General features: G+C 70.0%; 8 protein-coding genes. 6 read left to right on the forward strand and 2 right to left on the reverse strand.

Translation table 11 applies throughout. The features are described from left to right. Positions 1 to 108: 108 nt before the first annotated feature. Positions 109 to 2,823, forward strand: a complete 2,715-nt coding sequence (locus BKA15_RS19985) for an AAA family ATPase (protein WP_281385298.1) — start codon at positions 109 to 111, stop codon at positions 2,821 to 2,823. 182 nt (positions 2,824 to 3,005) lie between these two features. On the opposite strand, the gene BKA15_RS19990 is transcribed toward BKA15_RS19985, so the two are convergent. Further along, positions 3,006 to 3,338, reverse strand: coding sequence for a hypothetical protein (locus BKA15_RS19990; RefSeq protein WP_179753698.1), 333 nt, complete (start codon positions 3,336 to 3,338; stop codon positions 3,006 to 3,008). A 257-nt stretch (positions 3,339 to 3,595) separates the two neighbouring features. Next, a complete protein-coding gene (locus BKA15_RS19995; protein ID WP_179753700.1) occupies positions 3,596 to 4,303 on the reverse strand; it encodes a hypothetical protein in 708 nt (235 codons plus the stop codon). A 559-nt stretch (positions 4,304 to 4,862) separates the two neighbouring features. Between BKA15_RS19995 and BKA15_RS20000 the strand changes: the two genes are divergently transcribed. From BKA15_RS20000 to BKA15_RS20020, 5 genes are all read left to right on the forward strand, one after another. Further along, positions 4,863 to 7,457, forward strand: coding sequence for an SdrD B-like domain-containing protein (locus tag BKA15_RS20000; RefSeq protein WP_179753702.1), 2,595 nt, complete (start codon positions 4,863 to 4,865; stop codon positions 7,455 to 7,457). 184 nt (positions 7,458 to 7,641) lie between these two features. Beyond that, complete coding sequence (locus BKA15_RS20005) at positions 7,642 to 9,192, forward strand: vanadium-dependent haloperoxidase (RefSeq protein ID WP_179753704.1); 1,551 nt, start codon at positions 7,642 to 7,644, stop codon at positions 9,190 to 9,192. Beyond that, positions 9,189 to 10,136, forward strand: coding sequence for a hypothetical protein (locus BKA15_RS20010; protein WP_179753706.1), 948 nt, complete (start codon positions 9,189 to 9,191; stop codon positions 10,134 to 10,136). Before BKA15_RS20005 ends, BKA15_RS20010 begins: the two co-directional genes overlap by 4 nt. Before the next feature lie 56 nt (positions 10,137 to 10,192). Next, entirely contained in the window at positions 10,193 to 12,082 is a 1,890-nt protein-coding gene (locus BKA15_RS20015) for an ABC transporter ATP-binding protein (protein WP_218872220.1), read from the forward strand. Between the two features lie 42 nt (positions 12,083 to 12,124). Continuing rightward, positions 12,125 to 12,718, forward strand: a complete 594-nt coding sequence (locus BKA15_RS20020; protein ID WP_179753710.1) for a hypothetical protein — start codon at positions 12,125 to 12,127, stop codon at positions 12,716 to 12,718. Positions 12,719 to 12,753: the final 35 nt, after the last annotated feature.

Below are 12,753 nucleotides of genomic sequence, written 5' to 3' on the forward strand. Positions count from 1 at the left end.
TGAATGCCGCCCGGATCCAGCGGTCGCCCCTGTACGGAAAACGGCCGGAGCCCTAGGTTGGGCTCCCGTACAGACCACCGGGCATCGAGTGGGGAGAACCACCAAACCATGCTGGCTGCGGGCCGGACATCGCCTTCCCTGACCGGTCGTCGCCGCGAAGTGCAGATCCTGACTGATCTCCTGGACGACCCCAGTCCGAGCGTCCTGGTGGTCAGCGGGCCGCACGGGATCGGCAAGTCGACCCTGGTCGATGCCGTGCTGGCCGAGTTCGCTCGGACGCCGGTGATCAAGCTTCGGTACACCCCGGGCCGGGAACCCTTCCGTACGGCCCTCGACCTGATCCATGGCCGGGCCGGGCTGCCGTTCCTGGACGAGCTGGCCGACCAGCTCGCGGCGCCAGCCGACGACGACCTGGCCGCGCGCATCGGCAGAATCGTCGACCGGCTGGCCGACCGGCTCGCGGAGTGCCGTGACCTGATCCGGCCGGCGGTGATCGTCCACGAGGATGTCGAACTCTGCGATCCCGCCAGTCTCGAGCTGTGCGCCGAGTTCCTCCGGCGGGCCACGCTGTGGCCGTGGTCCCACGTGGTGGTCGTCGACTCCGCCGCGGCGGGCCGGTTGGCCCGGCACCCGACGGTGCAGCTGACGGGGCTCGATCCGGCTGCGACGGCTGCGCTGCTCCGGGAGACCGTGGAGGTGCCGGTCGCGACCGGCGTCGCGGACCGGCTGGCCCGGGCCTGCCACGGGAATCCGGGCCTGCTCCGCCACCACGCCCGGCGGCTGACGCCGGACCAGCTGGCCGGTGCCGCACCGCTGCCGCGGCGCTTCGACCCGCCGGCCGAGTTCGTCGCCCGGACCCTGGACCTGGTCCACGACCTGGCGCCCGGCGAACTGATTCCGCTGGCCGCCTTCGATGATCACGAGCGGATCCCGGCGCAGGTGCTGGACCGGCTCGCCGACGCTCCGGAGGCGGTCGCCCGGCTGTGTCGGCGCGGCCTGATCCGGGCCGAGCGTGATCACTGGCGGCCCGCCGAGCCCGTACTGCCGCCGGCGGCGATGGCCCGGCTGTCCGGAGCGGAACGGGACCTGCTGCACCGGCGGGCCGAGGCGGGCTTCGCGGCGATCGGCGACGAACCGGCCGCCCTCCTGCACCGCTGCCGGCTCGGGCCGCTGCCGCCCGAGACCGCCGACCGGCTGATCATGCTCGCCGTCGCCCGGTACGGACGCGGCGACCTGGACCGGGCAGCACGGCTGCTGGCTCGGGCCCTCGACCAGCCGCGGTGCGCCGAGTCGCCCGGGTTCCGGGCGCTGCGGGCCCGGGTGCTGCTGGAGCAGGGCTACGCCCGGGCCGCGCTGGCCGAAGCCGCCGCCGGGTTGCGGGCCGGCCCCGACCCGCGGTCGGAGCTCTGGCTCCGGGTCACCGGCCTGGCGGCGGCGGTGCTCGCCGGCGTCGACGAACCGACCTTCCTGACCGCCGACGACATCCCGCCGCGCTACGCCGAACCGGCCGAGGAGCACGCCTGGCTGGCGCTGCACGCGGCCCACCTGCTGGCCCTGACCGGCGCGACCAGGGAAGCCCGGCTGGTGCTCGGTCGAGCCGACGTTCCGCCCACCGCGACCGCCGAACTGGCCGCGCTGCGGCGGATCGTCGCCGAGTTGATCACCGGCGGTACGTCTCTCGACCCGGCCGATCTCAGCCGGCTGGCGGCAGCGCCGGCGGAACCGGGCCGGCGGGCCTCGGCGTCGCTGACCGCCGGGATCGCCGGCCTCCTGGTCGCGGGCGGCCGGGTGAAGACCGCGCGCCGGCTGGTCGGCCAGGTGCTGGCGGATCCGAACCGGCACACCGTGCTGACGGTCGTCCACCTCACCTCCGCCCTCCTCGCGATCGACCTGTGGGAAGGCAACTACCAGGTGGCGGAGCGCCGGCTTCAGGAACTGGAACGCAGCTACCCGGCCAGTGCCGGGCTGGCTCCATTCGTCGGGCCGAACGTACGAATCCGGGCGGCGCTCGACCGGCCGTACCAGCCGACTCAGGCCGCGAAGCTGCGGCCCCGGCTGTCCGGAACGCCGGCGGTGGCCTCGTTCGACGCCGACCTGGGGTTCGGCCACCTGGTCGCCGGCCGCTACGAGTCCGCCGCGATCTGTCTCGATGCGGCCCTACGGGCCGGTCAGCCGCTGCATCAGGGCCGGGCCGATGTGCTGGCCGACCTCGTCGAGGCGCTGGTCGCGCTGGGCCGGCCCGGCCAGGCCGCCGCGGCCGTGCGGCGGGCGGCCGATCGCGCGGCGGAGCGGGACTGCCCGCGAACCGCGGCACTCATGGCTCGTTGTCACGCGCTGACCGCGGACCACGACGCGGTCGCGGCGGCAGGCGAGCGCGCGCTCGACCTGTGTACGGAGGCGGTGCCGGACCTCGACCGGGCCCGGACGCTGATCGCGACCGGGCGGGCCTTGCTCATGACCGGCGAGGTCGCCGCAGCGCAGCCCTGGCTCGGGGACGGCCGCGAGCTGATGAGTCACCTGGGACTGTCCGGGTGGGTCCGCCACGTCGACGGGCTGGTCCGGCCGCAACCGCAGGTCGTCGTACCGCAGCGGTCGGACGATCCGTGGCGGCGCGTGGTCCGGGAGCGCGACCGGTCGCTGCTGACCGGCGTGGCGGCCGGCCTCACTCATGAGCAACTGGCCCGGGACGGCTACATCTCCCGCCGCACCGTCGCCAACCGGCTGAAGGCCCTGTACGAACTCGCCGGCGTGACCAGCAAGTCGGAGTTGACCGCGCTCATCCTGCGCAACCCGCCGCCCTGGATCGCCGACCGCCGCTCCTAGTGTCGTGCGTCCCTAGGTCCTTGACAGGTGGCGGCGTCCAGGTGCGTGCATCGCTAGGCCGACGAGGAAGACATATCGGGTCATATATCGACTGAGGAGAACGCCGCGAGGTGCGTGCCTGGGCGTCGCCAACTGTTAAGGAACTAGGGACGCACGACACTAGGCCCAGCCGCGCGTCGGCCTCAGCTGGCCTCGGCGTGCTCGGCGTCGACTTCGCCCGCGGTGAGGGGCAGCGTCCAGTTCTCGATCACGCGGAGCCGGGTGAGCAGGTCGCGCCGCGACCGATAGCGCAGGATGTCGGTCGGCTCGTCGCGCTGCGAGGGGCCCTCGACGACGTACCCGCCGAGGTCGTCATCGACCAGGACGCACGCTCCGGGCGCGAAGGCTCCGGCGGCCGGGCGGCTGCCGCGCCATTCCCAGACCTGGCCGTCGATGATCGAACTCCAGCCGCGATGGATCAAGACCTCGGCGAGCACAAGATCACCGGCATCGTCCCCGGCGCCCCCGATCGGCATGCGTCGTCCTCCCCGTTCCCTGACCTGCGGTTCCCCTCGGAAGACCACGGTAGCCCAGACCCGCCTGCACCGGAGGGAAGGTGCAGAAAGGTTGCGACCGACGAGGCCGACTCGGCAAGGAGTGAGTTTGTGAGTTGGTGCCGGGCCGGCGCGACGTCGGTCGCAACCCTTTTCCTGATCACCCCTGACCCCGTGCCGGGTCCCGCTGCAGGTCTGTCCCCGGCACGAAGTGGGGCTGTCGTGGGGCGGAGGCGAACTCAGTTGTCCTGAGTGGACTCCTGGTAGCAGCCGCGAACGAACTCGGCGGAGTTGCCGTCGGACAGGACGCCGAACAGGCCGCTGACCACGCCGGCGCCGCCGACGGCGCTGATCGGCAGGTCGTTGTTGCAGGCCTGGATCGGCCCGAGGTTGTTGTCCTCGACCTGGACCAGCGAGCCGTCGCCCTGCATCTGGTACCAGAGCGGCACGATGCCGGAGTCGCCGTTGAACTGGGCGTTCGACTGATCGCAGTTACGGATCTCGGTCAGCGAGTTGCCGTCCGAACCGAGGATGGCGAACAGGCTGGACGCGTCCAGCGCTCCGCCGACGGCGTTGATCGGCACGTCGTTGTTACAGGCCTGGAACGGGCCGAGGTTGTTGTCGGTGATCTCGACCAGACCGCCGGTCTTCTTGACTCCGTACCAGCGCAGGTCCTCGTTCGGGGCGATGGTGCGCTCCGACGAGTCCTCGCCGCCGAGCAGTGGAAGCCCGCCCAGGCCGGGCAGCCCGCCGAGTCCGGGAAGTCCGCCGGTCGGCAGGTCGCCGAGTCCGGGAAGGCCACCGGTCGGCAGCCCGCCGACTACCGGGAGCCCGCCGTCGGGCAGCCCACCGATCACCGGGACTTCGGCGCTGGCGACGGACGCACAGCCGACAGAAATGATCGCCGCGGCGCCGACGGTGGCAGCGATCCTACGGAGAAAAGCCATTCAGAATGATCCTTTCGGGATCTCGGATGGTGACGATGATGCGGTTCCACAAGCTAGGGGATCGGCACTGCGGCGGCCACCGGGATACCTGGCCCGGATCAGTGATTGCACCAAATCTGCACTCTTTGCACTTTGCGAATTCGGGCGTGCGTCAAGATTCGACATCGGCCGTCATGATCATGAAGACAATTGCTGGGAACTTTTCTTTCTGATGATCAACACGTCGCCTTGACAAGTGCCCTGCAATCACGGGAGCGTACGGCCCAGAGCCTCCCCCGCACGTTTCTCAGGCTCGTGAGGTCAGCCTCGTATTCGCGATGGTTCGCCTTGACGAAGCATGCCCGAGACCGTAGCGGCGGAAGCGTCTCTGAGACGTGGCAGGTGGTCCGACGTGTACGGCACGTCATGTCCATGTGTCATGGGCGTAACCGGGGGATTGCGTAACCGGGGGATTGTCGACCGCTACGTAAACAGTCTCTTCTTCGGTGGGACCGAATCGCGGAGTGGCCGGCAGATCCGATTACTCGACTCACCATCTCCAGAAGGACGGACTGAAAGCATGAGTAGAACACCTACTGCGCAGCGCTGTCGCGCTGATGCAGTTCACGGTGGTTCAATTCGCCGACGTTTCAAGGGTGCGGTGCGTAATGCCCTGCGCACGGTGACCGTCGCATCGGTCGCCGTGGTTTTGGGCGCCGGGATGACGGGCGTGGCCTCGGCTGAGTTGATACCGGTCGAGGATTCGCTCATTCGTGGGCTGCCCGGAGACCCCGGCGGCGTTTCGGGCGGCGAGTCGCCGAACAATTCCACGCCGGGTGCCCCGGTCAGCAAGCCGGACGGCCCCACCTATTTCGGGACCATGGACGCCGAGGCGACCCCGGGTGACGTACGGGAGGACGGGACCACCGTCTACCCGGCGCAGCCGGAGGCCCAGGACTTCAGCTCAGCGGACGCCGGCGGCTGGTCCGCCTATCAGGAGTACTCGCCGTTGTGCTTCGCGCGCGGCGTGACCTGCGTGAACTGGAACTTCGAGCACATGCCCACCGACGGGCCGAAGGGCGAGGGCGACGCGTTCATCCGGACGAACGGGACCTCCCTCGGGGTCGCGCCGTGCACCGCGCAGAACGGCGTGGCGCGCTGGGTCTCCCCGCTCTTCACGTACAACACCGCCAACGCGGACAGCTGGACGATCGACATGGACGTCCGGCAGACCACGCTGCTCGTCGGCGACGGGCACTCGACCTTCAACGTTCAGATCCTGGACGAGGCCGGGCGAGTGGTGACCACCGCGTACGGGCCGGAAGGCACCGTGCCGCTGAACGAGTGGAAGCACAAGTCGGCGAGCTTCGATGGGTCGAAGTTGATCTACGGCAAGAACTACCGCCTTTCGGTCATGGTCGATGTCGTTCACGCCGAGACCGCCCTGAACTGGGGCAACGTGGACCTGGACAACATCAAGCTGACCGCCACCAAGGGCGACGGCGAGCACCCGAAGGATGCGCTGACCTCGTGTGAGGTGAACAGCACTCCGTCGGAGGGCGTCGCCGCCCTGCTGTCCGGCAACGCGGCAGACCTGTGCCCCGCGACCAACAAGCTCGGCCAGAGCGCCAAGCCGCTGACGGACGTTGCGCAGAAGGTGCTGTCGGGGCCGTTAGGGCCGGTGCTGGACAAAGCCAGTGGCGGTTTCGCCGTTGTTGATCTTGAGACCGGTCAGTTCCTGGGCTACATGCTGGGCAAGGAAGCCATCCCCAGCTCCGACCCGCGCGATCTGATCACGTACATCGAGAACGGCACCGAGGGCAAGGCCGCCAACTACGCGATCATGTTCGTGGGCAAGACCGCGATGATGCCGGGTGAGCTGCTGTCCAACCCGGGCGGCGTGATCTCCGGCCAACTGCAGAATGCGACCTACCTGCTGTCCAACCCGGGCCGCATCCTGAGCATCCCGTTCGACTGGAGCGTCAAGAACCTCGAGTACAACGTCACCACGGTGCTGACCCCGCTGGCTTCGGACAAGCCGGTGCAGACGACCCAGCTCGGCGGCATGGTGTGGCACGACGCCAACGAGAACGGCGTTCGCGATCAGGGCGAGGCTCCGGTCCCGGGCGTTGACGTCGCCCTGACCGACGTCAACGGGAATGATCATGGAACCAAGACGACCGACGATGCCGGCCGTTACGTGTTCGAGAACCTGCGCCCGACCACGGATCCGCAGAGCTACCACCTGGTGTTCGACACGGCTTCGCTGCCCGAGGGGGCGAGCTTCACCACGAAGCACGTCGCGGACAGCACCCACGAGAACACCTCCAACCCGAGCCCGAAGACCGGTAGGACCGATCGGATCACGCTGTCGCGCGGCGAGGCCGATCTGAACTGGAACGCCGGCGTTGTCGGCATCACGGGCGATCCGGGCGACGCCGACGCGGCCGCCGACGGGTCTGACGCCGATGCTGATGGGTCTGACGCCGATGCTGATGGGTCTGACGCCGACGCTGATGGTTCCGATGCCGATGCTGATGGGTCTGACGCCGACGCTGATGGTTCCGACGCGGACGCTGATGGGTCGGACGCGGACGCAGATGGGTCTGACGCCGACGCCGACGGGTCCGATGCGCAGGGTGACGCCGACGCTGATGGACCGGGCGCGGGCGACGAGGACCTGGTCCTGACGGCCAAGGTCGAGTCGCTGAACGGCGAGCCGTTCGACTGGACCAAGCCGGCCGTGCTTCCGGCGGGCCAGGAGGCGACGATCGAGTTCACGCTGACCAACACCGGCGACACGACCATCACCGAGGTGACGGCGACGACGACCGGTGGCGGCACCGTGAACTGCTCGGCCGCGCAGCTCGCCTCGGGCGAGTCGGCCACCTGCACCCTCGTCTTCACGCCCAAGACGGGCGAGCAGAAGTTCGAGATCGCCTTCTCCGGCAAGCACGGGGACAAGGGCGAGTGCATCAGCACCTACACCCTGAGCTACGCCGGTGGGCAGGCCGAGGGTGAAGGGACGTCCGGCCTCGGCGGGCTGCTCGATCCGGGCTCGCTGCTGGGTGGCGTGACCGCGGAGACCAATCCGCTGCCGGGCGCCGAGAACAGCGGTTCGGGATCACCCCTGGACGGCCTCTCGGGGCTGTTCGGCGGGGGCCTCTTCAACTGAGGCGAACCGCGAATCCTTGACGTGAGGGCACGCGGCAGGCGAGGGACGTGCCCTCACCCAAGGATCAGTTGAATCGGGAATCGCAGGGCGGGCCGTTCGAACGAGGGAAGTTGCTGAACGGCCCGCCTTGCGCCCCAAGTCATGCGAATTCGGGCAAGCGAACGTTCGAGTTGGGTCTGAGGACGTGAAGAGCGAGAACCATCGGGCCCGCGGTACTGCGGGCCGAGTCAGCCGGCGCCTGTTCCTGGCCGGCGCAGCCGCCGCCGGAACCGCGATCGCCGGCACCCGTACGGCCGAAGCCGCACCGAACTCGGCCGGCCTGGTGCGGAAGTGGAACGACCTGCTGCTCGAGGCGGCCCGCCGGGGCACCCTCGGGCCGCCCGTCCTGGCGAGGGCGTTCGCCCTGGTGCACACGGCCATCTACGACGCCTGGGCCGCCTACGACGCCGTCGCCCATGGCACCCGGTACGGCGGCGAGCTGAGGCGGCCGATCGCCGAGCGCACCGAGAGCCATGTGGTCGCGGCCATCAGCTACGCCGCCCACACCGCCGCGGTCGACCTGTTCGGTTGGCACGCGCCGCGGTTCGACGCCTTCCTGCGCGAGCTCGGGTACGACCCGGAGCACCACCCCGCCGACTCGTCGCCGGCCGGCATCGGCCGGCGCGCCGCCGTGGCACTGCTGGAGTATCGCCACGGCGACGGGTCGAACCAGCTGAACGACTACGCGGACACGACCGGCTATCGGCCCGCGAACGCGCCGATGGTCGCGGCGAAGGAGATCGATCCCGACTCGGTGATCGACAGGAACCGATGGCAGCCGCTGACCTATCCGGACCGCGCGGGCCGGCTGAAGACGCCGCCGTGGGCCGCGCCGCACTGGTTCCAGGTCGAACCCTTCGCCAAGCCTCCGGTCGGCTACGGCCGTGAGCTGCCGGGCCCGGCCCGCTGGGGGACCGCGGAGTTCACCCGGCAGTGCCAGGAACTGATGGACCTCACGGCGCGCCTCACCCCGCGGCAGAAGGCCATCGCCGAGTACTACGCCGACGGCCCGATGACGGAGGCTCCGCCGGGCCACTGGCTGAAGTTCACGCAGTTCGTGTCCCGCCGGGACCGGAACAGTCTCGATCAGGACGTCAAGCTGTTCTTCCTGACGGCCAACGCCCTGTTCGACGCCTCGATCGCCTGCTGGGGCCTGAAACGGGAATACGACTCGGTCCGGCCGATCACCGCGATCCGGCTGATGTGTCGCGGGCTGAAGGTGAAGACCTGGAACGGCGTCATCGACGGGGGCCAGTGGCTGCCGTACCAGCCGACCTGGTTCCCCACCCCGCCGTTCGGCGAGTACCCGTCCGGGCACAGCACATTCAGCTCGGCCGCGGCCGAGGTGCTGCAGCGGTTCACCGGGAGTGACCGGTTCGGCTACTCGTCGACGTTCCTGGCCGGGAAGTCGCTCGTCGAGCCCGGGATCGGGCCGGACACGGACGTCGTCCTCGGCTGCCCGACGTTCTCCGAGGCGGCCGCCCAGTGCGGCCTGTCGCGCCGTTACGGCGGCATCCACTTCCGCGCCGGCGATCTGGACGGGCGCCGCCTGGGCCGCGAGGTCGGTGCGGTCGTGTGGGAGAAGGCGCAGCAGTACTTCAACGGGCAGACCACGCCCGCCGAGCGGAAGGGCCTGTTCGACGGCCTCCTGGACCTCGATCTCCCGCTCGGCCTCACTCTGAGAGGAACGCTATGACGGACACGTCGGTGATGCCGGTCGAGCAGCCCGCCGAACGGAGGGAGCGGCCCTGGCGGCTCGTCCTGCTTTGCGGGCTCGCCGGAGTGATCATGGCGGTGCTGTGGTCGCCACGCCTGGTGGACAAGGTCATCGCCGGCGGGATCGCCAACCCGCTGTTCGGCGGCGACATCAGCGAGGTGGCGATCACCGGCGCCGGGATGGCCGCGGTGTTCGCCTTCGTGACCGGCGCCGCCGGCATGTTCACCGCCTGCAACGTGGCCGTCTTCAGCGCACTGGCGCCGATGACGGCCCACCGGGAGTCGGCCCGCAGCCAGGCCGTGACGATGCTGCGGGCGCTCGGCCTGCTGCTGGCCGGCGCGATCGTGGTCTCCGGGATCTACGGCGTCATCGTGGTGCTGTTCGGCGCCAACCTGCCGCAGCTCTCCACCGTCAGGATCGGCGATCCGGTGACCGGGGTGCCGCTGCGGTCGGTGCAGTCCGGCATCGTGTTCGGGCTGATCGGCGTCATCATGGTGTGGCGCGGGCTGGCGTACCTCGGCCTCGTCAAGAACCCGCTGGAGGGGCTGTTCCGGCGGCACCCCGGGAGTGAACTGATCTTCTTCGGCGCGCTGATCGGCGCGTTCCTGATCGGCCGGCCGTTCGGCCCCTTCCGTAACCTGCTCGAGTACGCGGTCTCGACGCACAACCCGCTGCTCGGCTTCGCGACCCTCGCTCTGCAGTCGATCGGGAACGTCCTCGGCGTCGCCCTCATCTTCGTGGTGATCATGGTGGTGTCCCGGGGCGGGTTCCAGCGCTGGCTCACCCGTGAGCCGGGCCGCGCCGCCCGATTCTCCGCCGGTGCGTTCATCCTGGCCGGCACATTCTTCCTGGTCTACTGGGTGCTCCGGCTGGGCAGCCGGCTGGGTCACTGGTGGTGGCCGGTGATGCCGTACAACGCATAACCTGGCACGGCATTGACCTCAACCTTCGTTGAGGTTCTAGATTGTCCGGCGTGAGCATGGAGATCGTTGCCTGGAACTCGTTGTACAACGCGATGCACGCCGCCCAGGACCGGCGCCCGTTCTCGCGCGCCACGCTGCGCCGGATCTTCGGCTTCGTCCGGGACCGGCGCTGGCAGCTGATCGGGTTCGTCGTCCTCAGCGTGGTCACCGCCGTGCTCGCGGTGGCGACGCCGCTGCTGGCCGGGCAGGTGGTGAACGCGCTGTTCGCCGGCACCGCCTTCGAGGTCGTGCTGCGGCTGGCGATCATCATCGCGGTGATCGCGATCGCCGAGGCCGCGGTCGGGATCATCACCCGGCTGCTGTCGGCCCGGATCGGCGAGGGATTGATCTTGGACCTGCGGCAGGCCGTCTACGACCACGTCCAGACGATGCCGATCGCGTTCTTCACCCGGACCAGGACCGGCGCCCTGGTGAGCCGGCTCAACAACGACGTGATCGGCGCCCAACGGGCGTTCTCGGAGACCCTGTCCGGCGTGATCGGCAACGTCGTCGCGGTGATCTTGACCCTGGTCGTGATGCTCGGCCTGTCCTGGCAGATCACCCTGTGCGCATTGATCCTGTTGCCGATCTTCGTCCTGCCGGCGCGCCGGATGGGCGCCCGGCTGGCCCGGCTGGAACGGGAGGCGGCCAACCACAACTCGGTGATGAGCACCCAGATGACAGAGCGGTTCTCGGCACCCGGGGCGACACTGGTGAAGCTGTTCGCGCGGCCGGAGCGGGAGTCCGCCGAGTTCGGCGCCCGGGCCGCGCGGGTGCGCGACATCGGGGTCCGGACGGCGATGGTGCAGGTGATCTTCGTGACCGCCCTGACCCTGGTCGCGGCGTTGGCCCTGGCGCTGACGTACGGCCTCGGCGGGTTCTTCGTCCTGGCCGGGACCCTGCCGGCCGGCGACGTGGTGTCGCTGGCGCTGCTGCTGACCCGGCTGTACGCGCCGCTGACCGCGCTGGCCAGCGCCCGGGTCGAGGTGATGAGCGCGCTGGTCAGCTTCGACCGGGTGTTCGAGGTGCTGGACCTGAAGCCGTTGATCACCGAGGCCGAGCAGCCGAAGCCCGCGCCGGAGGGTCCGGTCTCGGTGGAACTGGACCGGGTCGACTTCGGGTACCCGTCCGCGGACAAGGTGTCGCTGGCCTCGCTGGAGGAGGTCGCGGTGCTCGACCCGCGGGCCGGTGCGCAGGTGCTGCACGAGGTGTCGTTCCGGGCCGAACCGGGTCAGATGATCGCGCTGGTCGGCTCGTCCGGTGCGGGCAAGTCGACCATCGCGCAGTTGATCACTCGGCTGTACGACACCGACGGCGGCGCCATCCGGCTGTCCGGCGTCGACGTCCGGGACCTCTCCTTCGCCGCGCTCCGCTCGACCGTCGGCCTGGTCACCCAGGACGGCCACCTGTTCCACGAGTCGATCCGGCAGAACCTGCAGCTGGCCAAGCCCGAAGCGTCCGACGACGAGATCTGGAGCGCCCTGGAACGGGCCCGGCTGCGGCCGCTCGTCGAGTCGCTGCCGGACGGGCTGGACACGGTGGTCGGCGAACGCGGCTATCGGCTGTCCGGCGGCGAACGGCAGCGGCTGACCATCGCCCGGTTGCTACTCACCGGCCCGCGCGTGGTGATCTTGGACGAGGCCACCGCCCACCTGGACTCGACCTCCGAGGCCGCCGTCCAGGCCGCCCTGGAGAACGCGCTGGAGGGCCGCACCGCGATCGTCATCGCGCACCGCCTGTCCACCGTACGCAACGCCGACCAGATCGTCGTGCTCGAGGGCGGCCGGGTCGTCGAACGCGGCCGGCACGAGGACCTGCTCGCCGCCGGCGGACGCTACGCGGAGCTCCACGCGACCCAGTTCGCGGCCTCCCCGGTGTCGCCGGAGCCGGTGGTGCCGTCGGTCTGAAATCCGCTGGCGCGCGAGGGATCCGGGCGGCAGGATCGGCTCGTGGCGGAACGCGATTGGCACGTCCTGCTCGTCGCCGGGCCCTCCGGGACCGGCAAGAGCACGGCCTGTGCCACCCTGATGCGCGAGTACGGGATCGGGACCGCCGAGCTGGACGACCTGAACGCGGCCGTCGTCGCGATGACGACGCCGGACCAGCAGCCCGCGCTGCACTACTGGTCGACCCACGCCACCGAACGGACCTGGACCGCCGAAGAGATCGTCGACGTCACCCTTGCCACCGTGACCGCCCTCGCACCGGCCGTCGCCGCCGTGGTCAACGCCCACCTCGACCACGGCCCGCCGGTGATCATGGAAGGCGACTACCTGTTGCCGTCGTCAGCCGCCGCCCTGTCCGGTCCCCAGGTCCGGGCGGTCTTCGTCTACGAGCCGGACGAGGACCAGCTGATCGCCAATTTCCTTGATCGTGAACCGGATGAAGGTCCGCAGGCCATGCGGGCGGAGGTCAGCCGGCGCTACGGCGAATGGCTGCGGACCGAGGCGGCCGCGCACGGGTTGCCCGCGATCCCGGCCCGCCCGTTCCGCACGCTGCCCGACAGGATCCGGGAGGCCGCGGATCGATCGCCGAGTTCCTGAGTGAATTTCCGCCGCGAACACCCGGCGGAAATTCA

The sequence above is a fragment of the Microlunatus parietis genome, assembly GCF_013407955.1.
GTDB classification, from domain to species: domain Bacteria; phylum Actinomycetota; class Actinomycetes; order Propionibacteriales; family Propionibacteriaceae; genus Microlunatus; species Microlunatus parietis.